Source organism: Streptomyces sp. NPDC001407 (assembly GCF_042895325.1).
GTDB lineage: Bacteria > Actinomycetota > Actinomycetes > Streptomycetales > Streptomycetaceae > Streptomyces.
The window spans coordinates 187,152-210,036 of record NZ_JBIAWF010000004.1 but is presented as its reverse complement, the minus strand read 5'-3'; the positions used below and the strand labels follow the sequence as shown (position 1 = coordinate 210,036).

General features: G+C 71.3%; 20 protein-coding genes and 2 pseudogenes. 12 read left to right on the top strand and 10 right to left on the bottom strand.

All coding sequences use genetic code 11. The features are described 5' to 3' along the window. Positions 1–77: 77 nt before the first annotated feature. Positions 78–614, bottom strand: a complete 537-nt coding sequence (locus ACFY1P_RS08460; protein ID WP_361521059.1) for an RICIN domain-containing protein — start codon at positions 612–614, stop codon at positions 78–80. A 303-nt stretch (positions 615–917) separates the two neighbouring features. Here ACFY1P_RS08460 and ACFY1P_RS08455 point away from each other — a divergent pair, with 303 nt between their 5' ends. Next, positions 918–1,061 (top strand): hypothetical protein, encoded by a 144-nt coding sequence (locus ACFY1P_RS08455; RefSeq protein WP_361521056.1) that lies wholly within the window; start codon positions 918–920, stop codon positions 1,059–1,061. 511 nt (positions 1,062–1,572) lie between these two features. Here ACFY1P_RS08455 and ACFY1P_RS08450 read toward each other — a convergent pair. Continuing rightward, on the bottom strand, positions 1,573–2,280 hold the full coding sequence (locus tag ACFY1P_RS08450) for a CBS domain-containing protein (protein WP_390750162.1): 708 nt from the start codon (positions 2,278–2,280) through the stop codon (positions 1,573–1,575). A 25-nt stretch (positions 2,281–2,305) separates the two neighbouring features. After that, on the bottom strand, positions 2,306–2,581 hold the full coding sequence (locus ACFY1P_RS08445; protein WP_390750161.1) for a universal stress protein: 276 nt from the start codon (positions 2,579–2,581) through the stop codon (positions 2,306–2,308). Between the two features lie 26 nt (positions 2,582–2,607). Here ACFY1P_RS08445 and ACFY1P_RS08440 point away from each other — a divergent pair. Both ACFY1P_RS08440 and ACFY1P_RS08435 read left to right on the top strand, forming a co-directional pair. Beyond that, positions 2,608–3,051: pseudogene (locus ACFY1P_RS08440) on the top strand (TauD/TfdA family dioxygenase); the annotation flags it as partial. 470 nt (positions 3,052–3,521) lie between these two features. Next, positions 3,522–4,106 (top strand): annotated as a pseudogene (locus tag ACFY1P_RS08435) (NAD(P)-binding domain-containing protein); the annotation flags it as partial. A gap of 479 nt (positions 4,107–4,585) precedes the next feature. On the opposite strand, the gene ACFY1P_RS08430 reads toward ACFY1P_RS08435, so the two are convergent. The 6 genes from ACFY1P_RS08430 to ACFY1P_RS08405 all read right to left on the bottom strand — a co-directional run bounded on the left by ACFY1P_RS08430 (position 4,586) and on the right by ACFY1P_RS08405 (position 10,359). Next, on the bottom strand, positions 4,586–4,750 hold the full coding sequence (locus ACFY1P_RS08430) for a hypothetical protein (RefSeq protein WP_390750160.1): 165 nt from the start codon (positions 4,748–4,750) through the stop codon (positions 4,586–4,588). After that, positions 4,728–5,789, bottom strand: a complete 1,062-nt coding sequence (gene amcB / locus ACFY1P_RS08425; protein WP_390750159.1) for a cyclophane-forming radical SAM peptide maturase AmcB — start codon at positions 5,787–5,789, stop codon at positions 4,728–4,730. Before amcB ends, ACFY1P_RS08430 begins: the two co-directional genes overlap by 23 nt. A gap of 120 nt (positions 5,790–5,909) precedes the next feature. Then, a complete protein-coding gene (locus ACFY1P_RS08420; protein WP_390750158.1) occupies positions 5,910–7,688 on the bottom strand; it encodes an ABC transporter ATP-binding protein in 1,779 nt (592 codons plus the stop codon). A gap of 43 nt (positions 7,689–7,731) precedes the next feature. Continuing rightward, positions 7,732–8,163, bottom strand: coding sequence for a lasso peptide biosynthesis B2 protein (locus ACFY1P_RS08415; protein WP_390750157.1), 432 nt, complete (start codon positions 8,161–8,163; stop codon positions 7,732–7,734). A 42-nt stretch (positions 8,164–8,205) separates the two neighbouring features. After that, the gene (locus tag ACFY1P_RS08410; protein ID WP_390750156.1) at positions 8,206–9,846 is read right to left on the bottom strand and encodes an asparagine synthase-related protein; all 1,641 of its coding nucleotides are present in this window, start codon (positions 9,844–9,846) and stop codon (positions 8,206–8,208) included. A 393-nt stretch (positions 9,847–10,239) separates the two neighbouring features. Beyond that, a complete protein-coding gene (locus ACFY1P_RS08405) occupies positions 10,240–10,359 on the bottom strand; it encodes a keywimysin-related RiPP (protein WP_390750155.1) in 120 nt (39 codons plus the stop codon). A gap of 369 nt (positions 10,360–10,728) precedes the next feature. On the opposite strand from ACFY1P_RS08405, the gene ACFY1P_RS08400 reads away from it, so the two are divergent. Next, positions 10,729–12,411: an asparagine synthase-related protein gene (locus tag ACFY1P_RS08400; RefSeq protein WP_390750154.1), complete on the top strand. Its 1,683-nt coding sequence runs from the start codon at positions 10,729–10,731 to the stop codon at positions 12,409–12,411. Positions 12,412–12,450: 39 nt separating this feature from the next. After that, positions 12,451–12,723, top strand: coding sequence for a lasso peptide biosynthesis PqqD family chaperone (locus ACFY1P_RS08395; protein WP_390750153.1), 273 nt, complete (start codon positions 12,451–12,453; stop codon positions 12,721–12,723). Between the two features lie 57 nt (positions 12,724–12,780). Here ACFY1P_RS08395 and ACFY1P_RS08390 read toward each other — a convergent pair whose 3' ends face one another. Continuing rightward, positions 12,781–14,001, bottom strand: coding sequence for a GNAT family N-acetyltransferase (locus ACFY1P_RS08390; protein WP_390750152.1), 1,221 nt, complete (start codon positions 13,999–14,001; stop codon positions 12,781–12,783). 945 nt (positions 14,002–14,946) lie between these two features. On the opposite strand from ACFY1P_RS08390, the gene ACFY1P_RS08385 reads away from it, so the two are divergent. The 7 genes from ACFY1P_RS08385 (at position 14,947) to ACFY1P_RS08355 (ending at position 22,845) form a co-directional block, all read left to right on the top strand. Further along, positions 14,947–15,126 carry a hypothetical protein gene (locus ACFY1P_RS08385; RefSeq protein ID WP_390750151.1) on the top strand — a complete coding sequence of 60 codons (180 nt, stop codon included), beginning with the start codon at positions 14,947–14,949 and terminating at the stop codon, positions 15,124–15,126. A 442-nt stretch (positions 15,127–15,568) separates the two neighbouring features. Then, complete coding sequence (gene gndA / locus ACFY1P_RS08380; protein ID WP_390750150.1) at positions 15,569–17,029, top strand: NADP-dependent phosphogluconate dehydrogenase; 1,461 nt, start codon at positions 15,569–15,571, stop codon at positions 17,027–17,029. Between the two features lie 187 nt (positions 17,030–17,216). Continuing rightward, on the top strand, positions 17,217–17,699 hold the full coding sequence (locus ACFY1P_RS08375; RefSeq protein ID WP_361521045.1) for a DUF6643 family protein: 483 nt from the start codon (positions 17,217–17,219) through the stop codon (positions 17,697–17,699). A 74-nt stretch (positions 17,700–17,773) separates the two neighbouring features. After that, entirely contained in the window at positions 17,774–18,604 is an 831-nt protein-coding gene (locus ACFY1P_RS08370) for an MOSC N-terminal beta barrel domain-containing protein (protein WP_361521043.1), read from the top strand. A 160-nt stretch (positions 18,605–18,764) separates the two neighbouring features. Continuing rightward, complete coding sequence (locus tag ACFY1P_RS08365; RefSeq protein WP_390750149.1) at positions 18,765–19,370, top strand: hypothetical protein; 606 nt, start codon at positions 18,765–18,767, stop codon at positions 19,368–19,370. A gap of 98 nt (positions 19,371–19,468) precedes the next feature. Next, complete coding sequence (locus ACFY1P_RS08360; protein ID WP_390750148.1) at positions 19,469–21,898, top strand: right-handed parallel beta-helix repeat-containing protein; 2,430 nt, start codon at positions 19,469–19,471, stop codon at positions 21,896–21,898. Between the two features lie 101 nt (positions 21,899–21,999). Next, positions 22,000–22,845, top strand: coding sequence for a DeoR/GlpR family DNA-binding transcription regulator (locus ACFY1P_RS08355; protein WP_390750147.1), 846 nt, complete (start codon positions 22,000–22,002; stop codon positions 22,843–22,845). The last annotated feature ends 40 nt before the right edge of the window (positions 22,846–22,885 follow it).

Sequence of the window (22,885 nt, the reverse complement as noted above, 5' to 3'; positions counted from 1 at the left end):
GGTACCAGGCCTTTCCGATGACCGGTGCCTTCGCAGCCCTCGTTCACCAGGTCACCCGTGATGCAGGACCACGGACCTCACTTGGGTGTCCATGCCTGACTGGGACTGTTCACACAGTTCCACACCACGAGCGGAACGCCACCGCCACCGGTCCCCATGGCCGTGTCGACGCACAGACCGGAGGAGACGTTCCTGATGGGGCCCGTCGCGCCGGTGTTGAGGGTCCAGTTCTGGGTGGGCGACCCGTTGCAGTCCCAGAGGATGATCCTCGTGCCGGGAGTCTTGGCTCCGGTAGCGCCGTTCGCGACGTCCAGACACTTGTTCTGGATGGTCACAGTGCCCGATCCCGTACTGCTCCATTTCTGGTTCGCACCACCGTTGCAGTCCCAGAGAGCGATCTGGGTTCCGTTGGTGAGGACATATCCGGGGTCTTCCATACAGCGGCCGGAGATGCTGGTCACCAGACTGAAAGGTGAGGCGACCTTTGCCTTCGCCTGCTCTCGGGCGCTGTTACCGTCCGCGGCGGCGGGCAGCGTTCCGAGTGCCAGCACGGCCGCGCTGAGCGCTGTTGCGGCGATGAACCCATGGGTTTTCGCCCGGGACTTGAGGTTCACGACAGCCACTCCCTCTCTGTGGAGTCCCCTGTCCATGCAGGGAATGAGCTCACCACAGCGCATCCCGTCAACCACGAACAGGGGTCATGCACGCATTTCACCCGAACAGCGCATCAGTGCGCTTATGTGTAATACGTTGACGAGTGGATACCTGCTCCCGGAAGTCCCTCCCTGTCACTCTTCTTCGTCGCCATCAGCCATAGCGGTAGATCCACGGGATCCAGCCAAAGGCACCGGGAGGCCGACTCCCCTACCACGCACAGATGCGGGCCGTGGACACGGCCACCGGCACACACGTCGTCGATGCTCACCTGGTCCGGGGCACGGCCGGTGCTCCGGGGAATCTGGCAGGGCTTCGCCCTGCTCACGGACCGCAGGCGATACGCCCAGTGGGAAGCGGAGTGGGCGGTGAAGGAGCCCGGGGTGTCGGGGCGCCAGCAGGACTGAGGGCCTGTTCAGCGCTCGGGCAGGCGGAGCACGGGTACGGGACAGCAAGTGGTCGGCGAGGAGTTCGGTCGCGGTACCGCCGGGGCCGAAAGGGGTGAGCTGGCCGAACGCAGGGGCGTGGACGATGCCCGCGACCGGCTCCGACGCCGCGTCCGGCCGTGGACTGGGCGTCCGAGAGGGCACGGGCAGTGGCCGGCTCGGCGTGGGCGGGGATGACGCTGCCGCCTTCGGGGTACCCTCCCAGGTCGTCCTCCTGGGAAGCCCGCAGGAGCCGGACGGGTACCTCCTGGTCGAGCAGGGCCGCGGCGGCCGGTCGGTCCCACCGTCCTGTGGGGGAGCACAAGGCACGGGTGGGATCGTCACCGGTCGCCGCGGCGAGGGCGGTGGGCATCAGGACCACCAGCGCACGGCGTCGAAAGCGCCGTGCCGGGTGGACAGGTCCGGACAGCGGCCCCGTGCATGGCCGGGCCGACGTCCGTGGCGTCATGGCCTTGTTCGGTTCGCGGAGTGCTCAGAGTTTGCGCAGCCAGTCCCCGGCAACTCCGTGCAGGGCCTGTTCCGTCGGCTGTGTGCGGGAGTCGTCCTCCCGGTAGTCGAGTTCGTCGACCACACCCACGACACCGTCGACGCTGCCCGCGAGGCGAAGGGCGATGGCAGCCTCGCTGCGCCGCTCGAGCGTGCCCGACAGGGTCACGACACCGTCCCGTACCACCACGTCGACCATGTGCGGGTCGAGCCACAGAGTGTTGACGACGACCTCGGCACGGAGGTCAGCGTCCGGGCGCCGGAACACGCTCAGCAGGTCGCTGCGGGTCACGATGCCCATCAGCCGGCGCTCCTCATCGACGACGGGCAACCGCTCGACACGGTGTCCGGCCATGGTCCGGGCGGCGTCGGCGACGGTGCTCTCCGGCCCGATGGCCACTGCGGGCGAGGTCATCAGCTGCCCGGCCGTACGAGCCCCCGCCCTGCCATGGGGGCCGCGCGGGCCCATGGGCGACCGCCTGTGCCACGGCCGCCGTCGCCCGCTCTCCTCCGTCTGCCGGAACACCAGGTCGGACTCCGAGACCACGCCCAGCACCGTGCCCTTGGTGCCGACGACGGGAACTCCGCTGATGTCGTTCCGCGCGAACAGCTCCGCGATCCTCTTGAGCGGGGTGTCAGGGGTCACCGTGACGACCTCGCGGCTCATGACCTGGCGGATCTGCCGGTGCTTCATGATCGGTCTCCCTCGTGGGCGTATGTCAGTCGGTCGGGACGAGGACCACCGGGCAGTGCGCGTGGTGCAGCATCGCGTGGGTGACCGGCCCCAGTTGGAGGCCGACCCGGTGGTCACGGCGGTGGGTGGCGAGGACGACGACGTCGGCCTTCCTGCTCGCCTCGGTCAGGGCCTGGCCGGCCCCGAGGCACATCGCCACGGTGCGGACCGCGACCTGGGGGTACTCGTCGCGGAGCGGGGCGACCGCGAACTCCGGTACGGCCTCGGCGGACTTCGCCAGCAGCCCCGCGTCGTCCCACACCAGGCGGGAGGGAGGCCTGCTACGGCGGCGACTGCCTGCTCACCGACGGCCGAGCGGTCTACGCGGACATCGCGGCACGCCGCCGCGAGGCCATCGTCGCACTGAGCAAGGAGCGCACGGCGTTCTTCGGCGGCGGGGACGGCCACCCGGCGCAGGTGTTCACCGAACATTCCGATGGCCGGGTGTCCGTGCGGCTCAGGCTCGACGGCCTCGCCCGCTTCAGCCCCATCGTGCGGAGCTACCTGCCCTGTCTCCGAAGCGCGCTCAGCACCTATCAGGTCCGCCTGCCGCTGGGCGCCGGCCAGGGCTACCTGCTCGACAACGAACGCTGGCTCCACGCCCGCGAAGCCTTCACCGGCAGCCGTCTGTGCTGGCGCGCTCTCGGGGAGCCCCGGTTCCCTCTCCCCAATGGCTTCGTCCCCGCCTCGCGGTTCACGGTCACGTCGGCCGATCCGGTGATCGTGCGATGAGGGCACTCAAGATCGTCGGCCGCCGACTGCACGCCGTCCGTCGGGGCACCACCCCCGCTGGCACCTCGACACCCACAAAGAGCTCGCCCTGTTCACCTGACAGAGCGTCAGCTAAGTCAGCATCCGACCCGTCGGAACCCGCCACGGACCGCCCGTAAGCGCCAAGATCGCACAGCCGCCGTACCGCACCTTCGGACGTCCCACCTGGCACCGAAGCCCAATACACACGGTCGCACACCAGCCCTCACCTCTTGTTTGAATCACACAATCCGACCACAAGCGCTGAGGCCGTCACGCGCGAAAGAATCTGACAGACCAAGGCCGTCTCCAGCGCGCGCCCAGCCACCCTCGAGTGCCGCGTGTCACGATGGCCGGGCGATGCCCGGCTGCCCGCGGGAAGATCTTCGAATCCCGTGGTGTTGACGCTCGCACCAGCCTTCGACGCACAGCGACAGGAGTGGACCACCGCAATGCCCAGCACCCCCTCCCCCAACGCCACCGCGCAGATCGGCGTCACCGGACTCGCCGTCATGGGCAGCAACCTCGCCCGCAACTTCGCCCGCCACGGCCACACCGTCGCCGTCCACAACCGCACCTACGCCAAGACCAGAGCCCTGATCGACGAGCACGGCCACGAAGGCACCTTCGTCCCCGCCGAGACCGCCGAAGAGTTCGTCGCCGCACTGGAGAAGCCCCGCCGTCTGATCATCATGGTCAAGGCCGGCGACCCCACCGACGCCGTCATCGACGAGTTCGCGCCCCTCCTCGACGAGGGCGACATGATCATCGACGGCGGCAACGCCCACTTCACCGACACCCTCCGCCGCGAAAAGGCGCTCCGCGCCAAGGGCATCCACTTCGTCGGCACCGGCATCAGCGGCGGCGAGGAAGGCGCCCTCAACGGCCCCTCCATCATGCCCGGCGGATCCACCGAATCCTACAAAGCCCTCGGCCCGCTCCTGGAGTCCATCGCCGCCAAGGCCCCCGACGGCAGCCCCTGTTGCACCCACATCGGCCCCGACGCCGCCGGACACTTCGTCAAGATGGTGCACAACTCAGCACTGCTGAGCGTCTGCGCAGGTCAGAGGCACTATGACGGTCGCCTGGTCAGCGATTCGTCAGCATCGCACCGCCAGGTCAGCCGCTGGGGGCGTGCTCATCGCCGACTGACTGCCTGACCCCCGCCACTCGGCTACGGGACCGAGCCAATCCTGCATGCCCCTCCTGGAAGCTCTCTATTTACTGAGAGTTACTAAGGTTCGGGACGAACACGAGGGGCGCAACGAGGAGTCCGATCCCCTGGTGCTGTGGGCCACCTACATGACCCCGGAGGGAAAGCCGCCGGCGGAGACCGATCTCGGCAAGTGCGATCGGCCGCACTGAAGCGGCGAGGACTTCCTCTCAGCGCGATGGCGTGATGCGTCGCGCGGCCGTGACCGCGCGGTCATCGCGCGGGAGCCGGCAGCGGCGAGGCGCGCCCGCTGCCGGCTTCGGTGCTGCAGCCGGGCATCCGGCCCGTCTGCTCACATGTCGATCAGCAGATACCCAGGAAGTGGCAGAAGATGTCCAGGGTGGCGATTCCCACGCGCTCGCGGACCTGCTCGGCGGGGACGGTCAGGGCCTCGCGGTGCGTTTCGATCCGCTCGGTGAGCGGGGCGGGGCGGTAGACGGGCGGCTCAGGAGTGGGCGTGTTCTGCATGACGAAGAATCCCTTCCATGAGGTTGATCCTGCTGGTGCGGCAATATGCGGTCTCGGTGGCATCGAGGCATCCGGTCTCGAAGTATTTGTTGGATGCCTGGCCGCCACGGCAGTAGGCGAAGTACTCGCACACGGCACGGCAGTTGGCGATGCCGTCGAGCGTCTCGGCGACCCATGGGACGCCGCCGGCTCCGGCCATGAGCCCGGCCAGTGGTGTGTGGAGGACGTTGCCGACCGTGAAGGGCCCGTGGCGCGGGGAGGAGAACCCGGCGAGGTCCGGGCTGACGGGGACGACCTCACCGTCGAAGGTGACCATGGGCAGGAGAGGGATCGGCAGGGCGGCGCGCCGAGCTGCGGTGCCGGTCAGTTCGGCGCGGACGTAGCTGTAGGCGTCTTCGAGCTCGCGGACGCGGATGCGGGGGTCGGCCTGCCAGCGGGCGGCCAGTTCCTGCCAGAACGCGATCACCGCGGGGCCCGGCTCGTGCCCGGCGGCCCCGTTCACGCCCTTGCGTTCGGCAAGGTTGACACCGAGCAGGTCACAGCCCAGTTCGCAGGCGAATCCATACAGGTCGGCCGCGGCCTGCGGGCTCGGATCCGTCACCACGGAGATGAGGCTGAAGCGCAGCCCGTGGTTCCGCAGCCGCTCGATACCGCGCAAGGCCTTGTCCGTGCTCGCCCGGCCGGTGTGGTCCACGCGGGCGGCATTGGCCGGGCCGGGGCCGTCGATGCTGACGCTCACGTACACGGGCCGGGAGGCGAAGAGTTCGCACCACGCCTGATCGATGAGTGTGGCGTTGGTCTGTACGGCGTGGACGACGGGATGGTCCTCACCGGGCCCGAACCGCTCCAGCAGCGCGTGGAAGTGGGAGAGCCCGGTGGCCAGTGGTTCGCCGCCGTGCCATACGACGGCGACCGGATGCCGGCGTGACCACTGGCGGACGGTGTCGTGGACCGCGTCGGCCACCTCCAGCCGCATGCGTTTTGCCAGGGCCCTCTCCGGCAGATAGCAGTAGCGGCAGTCCAGATTGCACAGGGTCATCGGCTACATCAGTACCGTCGGCGCAGTCTCGGCCAGCCGCACCGGATCAGAGTCTGCCGAGTGTTCCATGTCTCGTCACCTTCCCGTCGAACAAGGGCGTTGGCCTTCAGTCCCCAGCTGTCAAGGTCCTCCCGAGTGCGTCGCGACTGTTCCGTCCCTGAGGACGAGTCGTCGTCCGATGCCCTGAACCGTGGAGCGCCGATGGGCGATCACCAGGAGGGCGCAGTGCCGGGAGATCCGATGGACGGTGTGCAGGAGTGCCGCCTCACCGGTGGCGTCGAGGTGCGCGGTCGGTTCGTCCAGCAGGATGAGGGAGGGCCGGGACAGGAGGGCGCGGGCTATGGCGATGCGTTGGCGCTCGCCGCCGGACAGCGTGCAGCCGTGCTCGCCGATCGGGGTGTCCAGCCCCTTGGGCAGGCCGCGGACGAACGCGCCGAGGCCGGTTTCCTCCAGGACGCGGAGAAGGTGCTCGTCATCCGTCCCGGGTGCCGCATAGGAGAGGTTGTCCCTGAGGGTGCCGTAGAGGATCGGGCACTCCTGTTCCACCAGGCCGATGCGGGAGCGGTGCTCCGCCAGCGGTACGTGGCGGATGTCGGTGCCGTGGAGGAGGATCCGGCCCCGGTCGGGGTCGTGGAAGCGTTCGATGAGGTCGACGACGGTGGACTTGCCGGCGCCCGAGTGGCCCAGGAGGACGGACGGGCCCTGGCGGGGGAGATGGAACGACGCGCCGCGCAGCACGGGCCGTTGCGGGTCGTGGCCGAACCAGACGTCGTGGAATTCGAGGGCGGGGCTAGCCGTGGGGGCCGTTGTGCCTGCCATGGCCGTTGTACCTGTCTTGGGCGTTGCACCCGTCTTGGGCGTTACACCTGTCTTGGGCGTCGTGCCCGCCATGGACGGTTGTGGCGGCCGCCGCCCGGCGGAGGTCGCGGCAAGGGGAACCGGCGCGTTCGGTGAGGTCTCGGTGGGCAGTCCGAGGACTTCGGCGAGCCGGGCCGTGGCACCTGCCGCTTGCTGCAGCGTCGTGGCGGCGTTGAGCAGCGCGACGACGGGCACGGTCAGGTAGCTCAAGTAGAGCAGGAAGGCCACGAGTTCGGCGACCGACGCCGTGCCGTCGGCGACTCGTATGCCGCCGACGATCACGGTGGCCAGGAGTGCTGCCTGGACTGCGAGTTCACTGACCGGAACCACCACCGCCTGGAGCCTGATCATGCGCAGGCCCGCCTCGCGGGCCAGCCGTGCCTGCCCGACGATGCGGTCGGTCTCCCGCGATTCGGCCCGGCTCGCCCGTACGGTACGGATGGCGCTCAGCGCGCGCTCGAGGTCGGAGGCCATCGCGCCGAGTGCGCGCTGCCCCTCCCCCGATGCCTTGCGCAGCCGGGGCAGCACGGGCAGCACCACTGCCGCGCTGACCGCGGTCACGCACATGACCACCAGGAAGAGGGACGCGTCCAGCCAGGCCATCAGCACCACCGTGCCGGCCAGGCCGAGGCTTCCAGTGACGGCGTCGGAGCAACCCGCGACGACCGCGGTGTGGAGGGCGGAGGTGTCGGCCCCGGCGCGGGAGATGAGGTCGCCGACGCGGTGTCGCCGGTAGACGGGGACGGGGAGGCGCAGCAGGTGCCCGATCAGGGCTGCGCGGATACCGAAGACGACGGCTTCGCCGGTGCGGCCGAGGGTGTAGCCGGTTGCCGTCCGGAGGAGTGCCTGTCCGGCGAACAGGCCGGCCAGGCCCCCGACCGTCGTCCATTGCACGGCGTGCGCGTGGGCCCCGTCGATCACTTGCCGGACCACCAGCGGCTGTGCCAGGACGAGGGCCGATCCGGCGAGGGACAGTCCGGCCGAGAGGGCGATCGAGCCGCGGTGTTCCCGTGTCAGGGCCAGCATCCTGCGGGCGCTCATCGCCCGCGCTCCGCCGCCTTGGTGATGGCTTCACGGTGTGCCGTCATGCGGTGTCCCCGGGCCCGACGGTGACGAGGTGGAGGAAGTACCCGGGAGGGTAGGGCTCTCCGACCGGTTTCCCTTGTGCCTCGACCCAGGCGTGGGCCGAGAAGGGCGGAAGCGCGCGGGGGCCGACGCACCAGGTGGCCCAGTGGCCGCGGCCGCGGCACAGCAGGACGACGGCCAGTGAGCGGACCACGCAACTGCGGGCGCCTGCGGCCGCCAGGCTGGTGGCGACGACCGCCTGTCGTGCCTCTCCTGCCTCGCGGTACGTGGCGGGGCGCGCACCCCGGCGGAGCCAGGTGAGTGCCGTCCGGATGCGGCGAGGGGGCAGCAGTGCCAGCAGGCGTGCGGCGAAGACGGCCAGGTGGACGGTGACCCTTTGGCGCGGCCGTACGGACGAGGGGTCGTGAGGGAGGGCCCTGGGGATGCTCACAGCTTGCCTCCGTGTTTCCTGCCGGTGGGGAGGGGCCGATGGTCAGGGGCGGGGTTCCGTGGTTCCGGGTATCGTGCGCAGCCATGTCTCGCAGGCGATGGTCGACTCGAAGATGTGGCTGTCGGCGAAGGCGGAGAGGGGCCTGCCGAGCGCCTCGCGCAGTCGCCGGGCGTCGATCAGCCCTCGTGCGGCCAGCCGGGAGTCCTCGCAGAGCGCGAGCAGCCGCTCCCGGTGGGCGAGCCAGCCGGTGTACTGGGCGTGGCTGCCCTCGGCCTTGGTGGTCCTCGCGAAGACGCTGTCGGGGACGAGGCCCTTCACTGCGGCGGGGAGGAGGGGTTTGTACGTCCAGAGCGTGACCCGTTCCTCCGCCCGGACGGCCAGCCCGGCCTCGACTACGCGGTCGTCGTAATAGGGGGCGGCGAGGGCGAAGCCCAGACGCGCTGCGATGCGCATGTGGTGCCGCACTTCCTGCGCGGTCGCGAACATCATGTCCAGGTCGCAGTGCTGCCCACGGTAGGGGGACCACGGGTCGTCCTCCTCGGCGAGCCGGCTGAGCGCGGTACGCACGTAGCCGAAGGCGTCCGGGGTGACCCAGGGAGGCATGCGCACCGGGTATCCCCAGGGCTGGGGCAGGGCGTCCGGTGTCCCCGGCCGATGCAGGCCGCAGCCCAGTTCCTCGGCCAGCCAGCGGCCGTACGGCCGCCTGTCGCGTCGCATGGCCAGCATTGAACGCAGTGACCAGCGCGCTTCGGCCTTGAAGCCCCGGAGGGTCCGCCAGCTGGAGCGCGGCGCGCGGAGCATGTCGTACACGTGGTTCTCGGTGCCGCCGGCGATCTCGTCGCCGCCGCAGCCGGTGAAGTGGACGCCCGGTTCGTGTTCCCGGGCGACTGCCTGCCAGATCGCTGCGAAACGCGCGCGGTCGACGTGGGTCGGGCACGGGGCGTCCGGCGGCTCGTCCGAGTCCAGCGCACCCGCATAGGCATCGGGCAGCTGGTCGAGGGGCAGCACCAGGTGGGTGATGCCGGGAACGGTGGCGGCGGTGCGGCGGGCCCAGGGCAGGTCGTCGGCGGCCGGGTCGTCGGCCCCGCCCGTGCAGGCCACCACGGGGCCGTGGCGAGCGGCCAGGCAGCACAAGGTCGTGGAGTCGAAGCCGCCGAGGTCGCTGCTGACGTTGCGGGCTGCGGCGGCCCGTACGCCCACTGCGCGGCTCAGCGCCTCACCGAAGGGCGCGGCGCCCTGCGACAGGGGCAGCTCCGGTGGCGGGGGCCGCCACCACCGCCGGGTCTCGGCGCGCCCGTTCGTATCGAGCAGGAGACAGTCCCTGGTGGGCAGGCCCCGGACGCCCCGCCACAGTGAGCGGCTCATGACCAGGCTCGGCATGGGCGGAGCGAGCAAGTGGCAGGCCAGGGCCTCGTCGTCGATGTCCGCGTTCGCCAGGTGCGCGAGCACGTCGGGGCGGTCGCCGGCCACGGTGCAATGCCTCAGACGCGCGGAGAAGACACGGCGCAGTCCGGTCACCGTTCCCTGGATCCGTACGTGACCGGACACCGAGGCCATCACATGCGCGCTGCCGTCGACAGTTCTCGCGACGGAGTCCGCATCGGCGATCGTGCGGATATCCCGTGCGTGCCGGTGGAGTTGGCCGTTCCCGGCGCCGTGCCGGCCCAGTACCGCGAGTCGCACTCCCCCTGCCTCACCAGTTGCCAATTCCTCCTCGGGCCAGTCACCCAGAATCCACACACGGCCTGATGCATGACGCAGAACGTGGACCGCCGGCGGTCGTAGCGCATTCACGGCGGAGGCTGCTTCGGGTGTGTCCGGAAAGACGACGAACCAAGGCGGGCTCGGCGGAGTTCGCACAGGATTTCAACCCCCACTCGAATACTGCTCACGGGTGGCACTGCACATACGGGCGCTATAGGCGCGCACCGCGCTGCCCATTCCGCTTGACCGGGGAGCGGCAGCGCCTCCGGCCCACCGCCCGCCCGGCGTAGCGGGCTTTCCTTCATCCCGCCCCTCCGCCCCCGGTGCGCCGAATAGGGGCGGTCTCGGCCGTGTCTTCTAGGTCAGTGCCTTCTAGGACGATGCCTTCGAACGCGACGATGCCCAGTCACCCTGAGTCGCGTTGCCCTTGCCGGTCACCTTCCGGAACGTTCCCACGGCGACGAGTGTCGGCTTCTCGTAATGGCTCTTCATCACTGTTTCACCTCCCTTAACTTCTTACTGGCGCGCCGTTTCTGCGGACCGGCGTGCCAGTATCCGGCGTTGCATGGCTCGCCAATCCGCAACATCGTTAAACGGATTCTCTCGCGGTCGCACTGACATCCGAAGGTTGACCGGGGCCCGAAAGGGCAGACAATGTACGGGAGTTACCCTGGGGGTGGTATGGCACGATGGCCATCTGCGAGTGGGGCCGGGGGCGTTGCATTTCCCGATCTCGGTGAGAACGCCTCGTGGTTTCTGGTCCTGCCGGACGGTGAAAGCGCAATCCATGGCGCCGGCGCACTTCTGCGTGACTTGCCGGGCCTCCGGCAAATTCCCCACCGTTCCGGCCGGCCCTGGCTATTGGGACGGTGGGCCGAGGGCGAATGCGTCGCGGTCGACGTCGGGCGCACGGGACGGCTGGCCCTGTTCGGGGAGCACGCGGTCGACGGCCGGCGGCTCGCACGTCTCGTGCCCGGCGCGTCGTCCACCGGCGGCCTGGACCGGCTGTCCGGCACCGTGCCGGGAAGCTTCCACCTCATCGCTTCGATCGACGGCGACGTGCGGGTCCAGGGCACCGCATCCGGCCTGAGGCGCGTGTTCCACGCCCGCCTCGACGGTACGACCGTGGCGGGCGACCGGGCGATCGTGCTCGCCGCGCTGACGGGGGAACGGGCCGACGACGAACGTCTCATCTGGCAACTGCCCCTCGGGGCCCTGCCGTGGCCGCTGTCCTGGCAGCCGATGTGGCACGGGGTCCACTCGGTCGAACCCGGCCACGCCCTCTTCCTGGACAGCACAGGGCGGCACCGCGTCGGCCGCTGGTGGCGGCCCCCCGAACAGGACCTGTCGCTCCTGGCGGGCGGCAGCCGGTTCGCCGGGGCGCTGTCCGAGTCCGTACGGACCCGTCTGGCCGGCCCCCGCCCGGCCGTCGCCGCGGACCTCAGCGGTGTCGACTCCTCCTCTCTGTGCGTGCTGGCGGCGCGCCACGGCGCCCGCGTGTCGGCGCTGACCCTGGCCGGCCCCGACGCCATGGACGACGACGCACCGTGCGCCGTCCGCACGGTCGCTGCCCTGCGCCGGGCCGGTCGCGACGTCGACCACGTCCTGCTCCCCTCCGACGAGGCCCCGCTGCCGTACGAGGGGGTCCTCGACACGGCCGGGACACTGGACGAACCCGCCTTCCGCATCTGGGAAAGGGCACGGTTCCTGCGGCTGTTCGACCTCGGGCTGAGGCGCGGGGCGGAGGTTCATCTGACCGGCCTCGGCGGAGACGAGGTCCTCGGCCTCGCACCCCAGTGGGCGCACGCGCTCGCCGGCGAGAAGCCGCACGCCTCCCTGCGCCTGGCCCGTCTGATCGCCGCCCGTTCGGACACCTCCTGCACGAAGGCGTTACGCGCGCTGCTCGACCGCCGCTCCTACCCCAAATGGCTTGCCTCGCACGCGAACGACATCGGCCGCCTCGCCGATACCGCCCTAGGCTGGGGAAGTCCGGTCCACCTCCCGCCCTGGCTGACCCGTGACGCCGCGACCGCCATCGCGGACGCGCTGCGCGCCGCGTCCCGCGCGGCCCGGCCTCTGGGCCGGACACGATGGGTTCACGTCACTCTGGACGCCGTCCATCAGGCGGCGACCGTCACCCGTCAGTACCAGCAGCTTGCGCGCGGAGGCGGCACCCGGCTGGCCGCCCCCTACCTCGACGACTCCGTCGTGGAGTCCGCCCTCGCGGTGGACGCGAGTGAGCGGGGCGCGCCCGACCGGCCCAAGGCGCTCATCGTGGAAGCCATGCGCGGCGTCGTGCCCGCCTCCGCGCTCCTCGGGCGCACCCAGTCCACCGGTCTCCCGGTGCTGCAGGGGATGGCCGTACACCGGCACGAACTCATGGCCCTGGCCGACGGATCGCTCCTCGCCGACCGGGGGCTGATCGACGCCGGGGCGCTGCGGGACGCGCTGCTGCGCCCCGTGCCGCCGCACGTCAATCACATGCTCTACAGCACGACGCTCGGCTGCGAGGCGTGGCTGCGCTCGCTCGCCCGGCCGGCGTAACCCCCGCAGGCGCACTACGGACGCAGGAGGAAGCGGATCATGTCCTTCACACTTGCCGGTCACATCACCTGGACACGGACCGAATACGGAATGGTGCTGCTGGACGAGGCCAAGGGCGCCTACTGGAATCTCAACCCCACAGGGGTGACCGTGCTGCAGGTGCTGCTGGACTCTGGTGACCTCGACGTGGCCGCGACGGCCCTGGCCCAGGAGCACGCCGTCGACATGGACACGGCGCGAGCCGACGCCGACGAGCTGCTGTCGGCGCTCCGCTCGGCAGGGCTGGTCCTCGAACGCGGCCAACGCGACTGAGGACGACCGGACCCGCCGGCGGGACGGGCGCGGGACGGCCCGCTCCGGGGCGCGCGGTCAGAAGCCGAAGGGCAGCCATGGGGCGAGATCGCCGCGGAAGGCCGCCGACGCCTCGGCCAGCGCTCCCCTGCGCAGCTCGCGCACCCTTCCCGCGCCGGCGAGCGCCCGCAGGCCGACACCGCCGAGGTAGGCACTGGCCAACTCTGCTGAGGAAAGGCTCAGTTCGGCGGCGTCCGAGGTCCGGGCGCAGGACGCGCCCTTGGCGTCACCGCTCAGGCGCCAGCGCCCGGCGTTCCACGGACAAAACGCGTCCCCGACGTCCAGGACGACATCCAGCGGATGGGTGTACGTACGGGCCTGGAGGGCCTTGCCCACGTCGATCAGGCGCACATAAAGCGAGTCGCTCACGGTCGCCTTGCACTGCCGCGTGTCCGGCGCCAGGTGCAGCAGCGGGTCGTCCAGCGGCCGATTGCACGCCGAAACCCGTGACGTCAGGTGAAGTTCGGCCAGGAACCGCCACAGAGCCGCGTACGAGGCGGAGTCGAGTGCCTCGACATCCAGGACCTCCACGACGTCGGCGTCGACCGTGTACCTCGCATAGCCGGTGAACTCCCCCTCCAGCTCGGACGTCACGCAGTACAGCACCGGCGCACCGGCCCCGGGCGCACCGATGAGGAGGCGCCCCCACTCCGGTCGACGTGACAGCATCCCCGGCCTCCCGGGAACCTTCCGCGCGTACACCGCCTCGCATCGCTCCAGTGCGGACTCCGGGTCGACGAGGCGCAGCACCACCGCGTCGGCGGACGTGGGAACGCAGAGGCCCGGCCGGGCGGTGTCGATGACCACCGACATCTGCCGGGTGGCGCACCCGGTACCGATCGTCCGGTAGACGCCCGGGTCAGTCACCGTGTGCAGGACGAGAGGATCGCCTTGCGCGTACGCCTCGTCCGCCTGCCTCCGGAGCATCGTCTTCAGCAGCCCGCGCCGCCGGTGCGTCGGCCGCACGGTGGCCATCGTCAGTCCGGTCGCGGTGACCGGCGCCCCGCCCGGCGTCGTCACCCGGAGAGGGAACGCCGCCAGGGTGCCCACGACCTCTTCGCCGTCGTACACGAGCATCGACCGGTCGTAATCCACCACTTCCCGCAGCGGTGCCCACGCCGCGCACGGTTTGGCGGGCGCGCCGGTGTGCCACGTCAGGGTCGCGCAGAAGGAATCCCAGCGCCCCGGTTCGAGAGCGAGGACCCGCAGTCCGGAACCGTCGCACACCTCCGCGCCCATGTGTACCTCCATCTCCCGGCGACCGGCGCCCCGCCCTGCCCCACCCCAGGTGGCTGCCCACCGGGCAGTGCCACGAACCGGCGCGGACGGGCCCGCTCCCCGCGCGCGCCCACCACTCACGCCGCCGCAGCACGCTCGCCTGGGCATCGGGCCTGTAGGACCCCAGCGGTCCCTGTGGAAGCTACCGCGGTCAGCCGAATCCCCGGCTGGATCACGCAGCTGCCCCCCTGCCTGCTGCCCAGGGAAGCGGCGGAAGGCCTGTGCGCCGGATCGTCGGCGCTACTGGGCCGCGGCTGGGCATGGTTGACGGCGGAGGACTGGCGTACCGCCCTCACCCGACTCGGGTACACAGCAGGAGGGCGGCTACGCGGCCGTGTGGGCCACAATCCGCTCCCTCGCCGCACCGTTCGCGATGCCGGTCGGCGCACGCGCCTGGTGCGCCGCCGCCCGGATGCACGCACCGTCCTCCGCCGAGCCACCCGGGAACGGAGAACAGGCTCCCGCCGGACCGCCACCCGAGGGTCTTCTCTCGGCGCCGCGCGCCTCGACCCAGCGGCGTCTCTTCTCTTCGTGCAGGCCCTGGTCGGTGATGGGAACGGGGTACTCCTGCGGGAGGTCGTGGCCGCCCTCCGCGAGGTCGGCGCGCCTGACGGCTGGGGAGTGGTCCGGACCCGTGAACGGTGCGCTGCGGCAGGGCCCCGTACGACGCTCCGTCAGAACACCCGAGGGCATTCCCCAGGGGTCCACCGGGACGACCTCCCGGCCACCGACAGTCCAACTCCCCGCAATGGCCCCACCGGCGCCCCCGGACGGTAGTTCGCCAGGTAGCCGCCTGTCGACCTGCCACAACACCTGTCGGCTACCTCCGGACTACCCCCGCCTGCCGGGACAACTACCCCGGCCCGGCACCCCCGACCGGGGCCACCGAACCCGTAGGAGACCTCCGTGGGCAACACCCAGATCATCGCCGAGCTCACCGCCCAAGCCGGTGCGCTGGTGCTCGGCGAGCGCACCAAGGACCGCACCGGGCTCGCCCACCACGGCCTGCCGAGGCCCAAGTTGCCGGCTGCGGGGTCTGTCGGCGGGATAGCCCACCCGCCATCGAAAGCTCCCGGACCGGACTGAAGCGCTCGTCAGCCACGGCGGGCGCCGCGGCGCCCTCCATGAGCGACGCCGGCGACCTGACGAGCCATCAGCGAAGTCAGCAAGAGGTCAGCATCGGACCCGTCGGAACCCGCCACGGACCGCCCGTCAGCGCCAAGATCACGCAACCGCCAGATGGCGCCTTCGGACGGTTCGCCTTGCTCTCTGAAGCCTGCCGCGCCGGCCCCGGCCCCGCCCCTGCACCTTGTCTGAACCACACAATCGGACGCCAGGGACGAAGAGCGTCACACACGAAGAACCTGACAGACCAGCCCCCTCTCCAGCGCGCACCCAGCCACCCTCGAGCACCGCGTGCCACGATGGCCGGGCGATGCCCGGACGTCCGAAGGGAAGATCTTCAAGCCCTCCGGCGTTGACGCCTCGCACAAACCTTCGACGCACGCGACAGGAGTGGACCACCGCAATGCCCAGCACTTCCACCCCCCAGGCCACCGCCCAGATCGGCGTCACCGGACTCGCCGTCATGGGCAGCAACCTCGCCCGCAACTTCGCCCGCCACGGCCACACCGTCGCCGTCCACAACCGCACAACCGCCAGGACCACCGCCCTCATCGACGAACACGGCCACGAGGGGAACTTCGTCCCCGCCGAGACCGCCGAAGAGTTCGTCGCCGCACTGGAGAAGCCCCGCCGTCTGATCATCATGGTCAAGGCCGGCGACCCCACCGACGCCGTCATCGACGAGTTCGCGCCCCTCCTCGACGAGGGCGACATGATCATCGACGGCGGCAACGCGCACTTCGCCGACACCCGCCGCCGCGAGAAAGCCCTACGGGAAAAAGGCATCCACTTCGTCGGCACCGGCATCAGCGGCGGCGAGGAAGGCGCCCTCAACGGCCCCTCCATCATGCCCGGCGGATCCACCGAATCCTACAAAGCCCTCGGCCCGCTCCTGGAGTCCATCGCCGCCAAGGCCCCCGACGGCAGCCCCTGTTGCACCCACATCGGCCCCGACGCCGCCGGACACTTCGTCAAGATGGTGCACAACGGCATCGAGTACGCCGACATGCAGCTCATCGCGGAGGCGTACGACCTGCTCCGGCACGTCGCCGGCTACGAGCCCGCCCGGATCGCGGAGACGTTCCGCACCTGGAACACCGGGCGCCTGGACTCGTATCTCATCGAGATCACCGCCGAGGTGCTCGCCCACACCGACGCCGCCACCGGGCAGCCCTTCGTGGACGTGGTGGCCGACGAGGCCGAGCAGAAGGGCACCGGGCGGTGGACGGTGCAGACCGCGCTGGACCTCGGAGTTCCGGTGTCGGGCATCGCGGAGGCCGTCTTCGCCCGTTCCGTGTCCGGGCACGGCGAGCTGCGCCGGGCCGCGCGCGGGCTGCCCGGGCCCGGGCGCGAGCCCCTCTCCCCGGCCGAGGCCGAGGAGTTCGCGGCGCGGGTCGAGGAGGCGCTCTACGCGTCCAAGGTCGTCTCGTACGCGCAGGGCTGGAACATGATCAGTACGGCGAGCGCCGAGTACGGCTGGGACATCGACCTCGGCGCGGTGGCCGCCATCTGGCGGGGCGGATGCATCATCAGGGCCGCGTTCCTGGACCGGATCCGCAGCGCGTTCGCGGCCGACCCCGGGCTGCCGACCCTGCTGGCCGACAAGGGCTTCGCGGACGAGGTGGGGCAGGCCCAGGACGCCTGGCGCTCGGTCGTCGCGACGGCGGTCGGCCGCGGGGTGCCCACCCCCGGCTTCTCCGCCGCGCTCGCGTACTACGACGCCCTGCGCGCGGAGCGCCTGCCGGCCGCCCTGACCCAGGGGCAGCGGGACTTCTTCGGCGCCCACACCTACCGGCGGACCGACCGCGAGGGGTCGTTCCACACGCTGTGGTCCGCCGGCCGGGGCGAGGAGCGCACGGCCTGAGGAAGGCCGGGTGACCTGCGGACGGCCAACGGCCCCGCGCCGCCGGGAGGGTGGCGCGGGGCGTCCGGTCCGATAAGAGTGTCCCAACCTGTCACTTCTGTCCTGACCTGCGTCTTTGCAGGTCAGAAAGGGGTTGCGGGGACCTTGGCATAGACCCGGCCAGGGGCGTGGGCTTAACTTATGGGCTATGACCTCCCCCCGCAGCACCTACGGTGGCGGCTACTACGCCTCGTCGTCGTTCCCGGACACCCCCATCTACGACAGCCTCGTCGCCGAGCGGGGCACCCCGCAGATCGCGCCCATCCGGGTGTCGTTGCCGTACGACGGCGGGAGCCAGCTGCCCGCCCTCCCCGCACTGCCGTCGGGGCCGTCCGCCGCCCCGGCCCCGCAGACACCGCAGACCGGCTATGCCGGCCAGGCTCCGCAGTACGGGTACCAGCCGCCCGCGCCGCAGCCCTCGGGCCTCCAGCAGGCGCCCGCGCCGTACATCCCGCAGCAGGCCGCGCCGCGCGGCTACCCGGGCCCGCAGCAGTACCAGCAGCGGCCCGCGGCGGCCTCGGCGGGTCCCGCCGGGTACGAGGCGATGCGCCCCGTGGCGCCCCGCCCGGCCCCCGCGCCGTACGACGACCAGTACAACAACCGCCAGTATCCGAATCAGGGTGGTTACTGACGGCACTTCCGATTCGGGCGGGACCGACCGGGGGGCTTCGGTCAACCGCCCGGCCCGGGTGGCAAGATGGCCTCATGTCCACGCCATCACTGACCGCGGTCCACTTCTATCCCGTCAAGTCGATGACTGGCCGTGCCGTCGCGGAGGCGGCCGTAGAACCGTGGGGGCTCGCCGGGGACCGCCGCTGGATGCTGGCCGACGACAGCGGCCACATGATCACCCAACGGCAGCAGCCGAGGGTGGCGTTGGCCGCCGCCGAGCCGCTGCCGGGCGGCGGGGTCCGGCTCAGCGCCCCGGGGTGCGCGCCGCTGGACGTCGCCGTGCCCGACCCGGCCGAGCGGGGCACGGTCACGGTGCAGCTGTTCCGGGACAAGGTCGAGGGGGTTCCCGCCGGGGAGGCCGTGGACGCGTGGCTCAGCGCGTATCTGGGCACCCCGGCGCGGCTGCTGCACATGGACGACCCGGCCACGCGCCGCCCGATCGATCCCGCGTACGCCGACCCGGGCGAGACCGTGAGCTTCGCCGACGGCTATCCGCTGCTCGCCACCACGCTCGCCTCGCTCGACGCGCTGAACACCCTGATCTCCCAGGGTGACCACCCGGACGAGGGCCCGCTGCCCATGAACCGCTTCCGGCCCAACGTGGTCGTCGACGGCACCGCGCCCTGGGCCGAGGACGACTGGCGGCGCGTCCGCATCGGCGAGGTCACCTTCCGTGCCGTGAAGCTGTGCGGACGGTGCGTGGTGACCACCACCGACCAGCGGACGGCGGAGCGCGGCAAGGAGCCGCTGCGGACGCTCGCGCGGCACCACCGGATAGACACCTCTCTGGTGTTCGGGACGAACCTCATCCCGGAGCACACCGGAGTGGTGCGCGTCGGTGACGAGGTGGAGATCCTCGACTGAGCAGGTCGCGCCCTCCTCCGGGGCGCGCGCTCCGCACGCCACCCGTCAACGCGCCGCCAGGAAGCGCCTCCGGAGGGGGTGATTTTGCTCTCTCCGCCGCCTTCCTCCGCATGCGATGCCCTGTGTGAGGTATTTACGGACGCGGAAGGGGGTGAGCGCTGTGCGCGCGACGATCTTCGCCCGGCGGTGGCGGCTCAATCCGCTGCGCCGCCGCACCGACGTCCTCGAAGCGTGGGTGGGGGCAGTCGCGGTGGTCCTGATGCTGCTGGCCGGATCGGCCGTCGGCTGGGTGACGGGCTCGCTCGCACACCAGGGCCTCCGGCAGACCGTCCATGAACAGCGGCTGCACCGGCACCTGGTGACCGCCACGGCGCTGCGCAATCTTCCGGTCAGGGCCACCGAGACCGACCGCGAGACGGCCGCGGGCCGCGAGGGCCACCACCGGGTGGTCGCCCGGTGGCCGTCCCCGGACGGCCACCGGCAGTTCTCCGGCGTGGTCGCCGTGCGGCAACAGACGCGTGCGGGACACCGGTTCCCGCTGTGGACGGACGACCGCGGCCGGATCGCGGGCCGCCCCATGGACAACGACACGGCGGCCGTCCACGCGGTCCTCGCCGGCGCCGCGGCGGCCGCCGGATCGGCGGGGCTGGTGGAGGTCGGCCGCCGGCTGATCGTATGGAGGATCGTGCGGCGGCGGTACGCCCAGTGGGACCGCGCGTGGGAACAGGCCGGGCACACCTGGGGCCGGGCGGGCGCGGGCAGCTGACCGGTCAACTTCCGTGGCCCACGCGCGCTACGGTGGTCCGGCCGGTACGCATCTCCGTCCCGGGTGAACAGAGCACGAGGTGGGGGCGCAGCAGCACCATGGCACAGGGCTCGGTCCAGGTGACGCACACCGGTACGGCGCGATGGCGGCGGCGTACCGGCGAATACGACTCCCTCGCATCGGCTCTGGAGGCGGCGGCGGACGGGGACGTGCTGTCCGTCGCGCCGGGCACGTACCGGGAGAATCTGGTCGTGACCCGTTCGATCACTCTGCGTGGCAGCGAGGGTTCGCCCGGGGCCGTGCGGATCGCGCCGGCCGAGGGGGTGGCCCTGACCGTGCGGTCCTCCGCGGCGCTGCTGGATCTGCACATCGAGGGTCAGGACGCGGCGGCGCCCGCGCTGTTGGTCGAGGACGGTGCGCCGGAGCTGGCGGATCTGCGGATCGTGACGCGTTCGGCGGCCGGGATCGAGGTGCGCGGCGGCTCGCGGCCGACGGTGCGCCGCTGCACGGTGGAGAATCCGGGCGGGGTCGGCATCAGTGTGCTGGACGGCGCGACCGGGGTCTTCGAGGAGTGCGAGGTCGTGGCGGCGGGCCGGTCGGGCGTGACGGTGAGCGGGGGCGCGCATCCGCGTCTGGAGCGCTGCCGGGTGCATCACGCGTCGGGTGCGGGGCTGTCGCTGTCGGGTGAGGGCAGCGCGCTGGAAGCGGCCGGCTGCGAGGTGTACGAGATCCGTGGCGCGGGTGTGCAGGTGGCGTCGCGGGCGGCCGGTTACCTGACCGACTGCCAGGTGCACCGGACGTCCGGTGACGGCGTGACCCTGGACACCGACGCCGTGCTGACGCTGGTGGACTGCGACATCCACGACGTGCCGGAGAACGGCGTGGACCTGCGGTCCCGGTCGGTGCTGTCGATGACGCGCACCGCGGTGCGCAAGTTCGGGCGCAACGGCCTGTCCGTGTGGGATCCGGGAACGCGGGTGGACGCGGACCGGTGCGACATCCACGACAGCACGGGTGACTATCCGGCGGTGTGGGTCAGTGACGGGGCGAGCGCCGTGCTGGGCTCCTGCCGGGTGCGCGATGTGCCGGACGCGCTGTTCGTGCTGGACCGCGGTTCGCGGGTGGACGTGGTCGACAGCGACCTCGCGCAGGTCCGCAACACCGCGGTGTCGGTGAGCGACGGGGCGACCGCACAGCTGGAGGACTGCCGGATCCGGGCGGCGGCGACGGGTGCCTGGTTCCGGGACCACGGGAGCGGGGGTTCACTGGCCGGTTGCACCATCGACGCGACGGCCACGGGGGTCATCGTCACCAAGGGCGCGGATCCGGTCATCGAGCGGTGCACGGTGAGTTCGCCGGTGGAGGCGGGCTTCTATGTGTCGGCGGGCGGCCGGGGTTCCTTCCACGACTGCCGGGTGACGGGGAGCAGCGGATACGGCTTCCACGTGATCGACGGCTGCCGTACGACGCTGACGCGCTGCCGTACGGAGCGGTGTGCGCGCGGGGGTTACGAGTTCGCCGAGGAAGGCACGGTCAGCGAGGGCTGCACGAGCGACGAGAGCGCGGCGTTCACGCTGGGGGCGTCCTCGGCGGGGTCGTTGCGGACCGCTGGTGTCCCGGTGGTCGAGCGGACCGTTCCGTTGGTGTCGGTGCCGCCGGTCGCGGTGCCGGTACAGCGGGTGCCCGAGGGCGCGGCGCCCTCCCCCGTGGCGGACGGGCGTCCCGCCGCGACGGTGCTCGGTGAACTGGACGCGCTGGTGGGCCTGGAGAGCGTCAAGCGGGAGGTACGGGCGCTCACCGACATGATCGAGGTGGGGCGGCGCCGTCAGGAGGCGGGGCTGAAGGCCGCCTCCGTGCGCCGTCATCTGGTCTTCACCGGTTCCCCGGGGACGGGCAAGACCACGGTGGCCCGGCTCTACGGCGAGATCCTCGCCGCGCTGGGGGTGCTGGAACGCGGTCACCTGGTGGAGGTCTCGCGCGTGGACCTGGTGGGCGAGCACATCGGTTCCACGGCGATCCGGACGCAGGAGGCGTTCGACCGGGCGCGTGGCGGTGTGCTGTTCATCGACGAGGCGTACGCGCTGTGCCCGGAGGACTCGGGACGGGACTTCGGCCGCGAGGCGATCGACACCCTGGTGAAGCTGATGGAGGACCACCGGGACGCGGTGGTGGTGATCGTCGCGGGGTACACCGAGGAGATGCGGCGCTTCCTGACGGTCAATCCCGGGGTGGCCTCGCGTTTCTCCCGCACGATCACCTTCGGGGACTACACCCCGGAGGAGTTGCTGCGCATCGTGGAGCAGCAGGCGGAGGAGCACGAGTACCGGATCGGGGAGGGGGCCGCGGAGGCGTTGCTGGCATATTTCACGGCGATCCCGAAGGGTCCGGCGTTCGGCAACGGCCGTACGGCGCGGCAGACGTTCGAGGCGATGGTGGAGCGGCACGCGGGCCGGGTGGCGCAGCTCGCCGACCCGAGCACCGACGACCTGACGCTGCTGTATCCGCGGGACCTGCCGACGCTGCCGTGAGTGTGCCGGGGCCGATGGCCTGAGTGAGGCACGGGCGTTGTCACAGGTGCGTGGGAGGATGAACACGCGGATTCGGCAGTGCTGAGCGGAGGGACCGGCCGGTGAGCGACAACCAGAATCTCCTGGCGGAGCAGCGGCGCGCCCTGATCCTCGACGAGGTGCGGCGGCGTGGTGGTGTGCGGGTCAACGAGCTGACGCGCAAGCTCAATGTCTCGGACATGACGGTCCGCCGCGATCTGGACGCGCTGGCCCGGCAGGGTGCCGTGGAGAAGGTGCACGGGGGCGCGGTGCCGGTGGCCGAGGCGACGGCGCACGAGCCGGGCTTCGAGGCCAAGTCGGCGCTGGAGCTCATGGCCAAGGAGGACATCGCGCGGGCCGCGGCGAAGATGGCCGCGCACGGCAGCGCGATAGCCCTGGCGGGCGGGACGACGGTGTTCGCCCTGGCCCAGCAGTTGGTGGACGTGCCGGATCTGACGGTGGTGACGAATTCGGTGCGCGCGGCCGATGTGTTCCACAGTGCTCAGCGCACGATGACGGCCGCGGGGCCCTCGCCGCGTCCGGGTGCGGCGATGGTGGTGCTGACGGGCGGGGTGCGTACGCCGTCGGACACTCTGGTGGGGCCGGTGGCGGACGCGGCGATCCGCTCGCTGCACTTCGATGTGCTGTTCATCGGGGTGCACGGGATCTCCGTGGAGGCGGGGCTGTCGACGCCCAACCTCGCGGAGGCGGAGACGAACCGGCATTTCGTGCGGTCCGCCCGGCGGGTCGTGGTGGTGGCGGACCACACCAAGTGGGGGACGGTGGCCTTAAGTTCCTTCGCCGCTCTGGAGGAGGTGGACGCCCTGGTCACGGACGCGGGGCTGCCGGCGGGGGCGCGCCGGGAGATCGCGGAGCGGCTGCCGGAGCTGGTGGTGGCGGAGAGTTCGCGGGGCAGCGCCGAGGGCTGAGGCGGCGCAGACATCCGAGGGCCCAGGGGTTAGGGTGTGC

What these genes read in the sequence shown, in the direction of transcription:
- ACFY1P_RS08455 (WP_361521056.1), top strand. Translation starts at nt 918, where the DNA reads ATGCTCACCTGGTCCGGGGCACGGCCGGTGCTCCGGGGAATCTGGCAG.
- ACFY1P_RS08450 (WP_390750162.1), bottom strand. Translation starts at nt 2,280, where the DNA reads ATGAAGCACCGGCAGATCCGCCAGGTCATGAGCCGCGAGGTCGTCACG.
- ACFY1P_RS08430 (WP_390750160.1), bottom strand. Translation starts at nt 4,750, where the DNA reads ATGCAGAACACGCCCACTCCTGAGCCGCCCGTCTACCGCCCCGCCCCG.
- amcB (WP_390750159.1), bottom strand. Translation starts at nt 5,789, where the DNA reads ATGACCCTGTGCAATCTGGACTGCCGCTACTGCTATCTGCCGGAGAGG.
- ACFY1P_RS08420 (WP_390750158.1), bottom strand. Translation starts at nt 7,688, where the DNA reads ATGAGCGCCCGCAGGATGCTGGCCCTGACACGGGAACACCGCGGCTCG.
- ACFY1P_RS08405 (WP_390750155.1), bottom strand. Translation starts at nt 10,359, where the DNA reads ATGAAGAGCCATTACGAGAAGCCGACACTCGTCGCCGTGGGAACGTTC.
- ACFY1P_RS08395 (WP_390750153.1), top strand. Translation starts at nt 12,451, where the DNA reads ATGTCCTTCACACTTGCCGGTCACATCACCTGGACACGGACCGAATAC.
- ACFY1P_RS08390 (WP_390750152.1), bottom strand. Translation starts at nt 14,001, where the DNA reads ATGGGCGCGGAGGTGTGCGACGGTTCCGGACTGCGGGTCCTCGCTCTC.
- gndA (WP_390750150.1), top strand. Translation starts at nt 15,569, where the DNA reads ATGCCCAGCACTTCCACCCCCCAGGCCACCGCCCAGATCGGCGTCACC.
- ACFY1P_RS08375 (WP_361521045.1), top strand. Translation starts at nt 17,217, where the DNA reads ATGACCTCCCCCCGCAGCACCTACGGTGGCGGCTACTACGCCTCGTCG.
- ACFY1P_RS08370 (WP_361521043.1), top strand. Translation starts at nt 17,774, where the DNA reads ATGTCCACGCCATCACTGACCGCGGTCCACTTCTATCCCGTCAAGTCG.
- ACFY1P_RS08360 (WP_390750148.1), top strand. Translation starts at nt 19,469, where the DNA reads ATGGCACAGGGCTCGGTCCAGGTGACGCACACCGGTACGGCGCGATGG.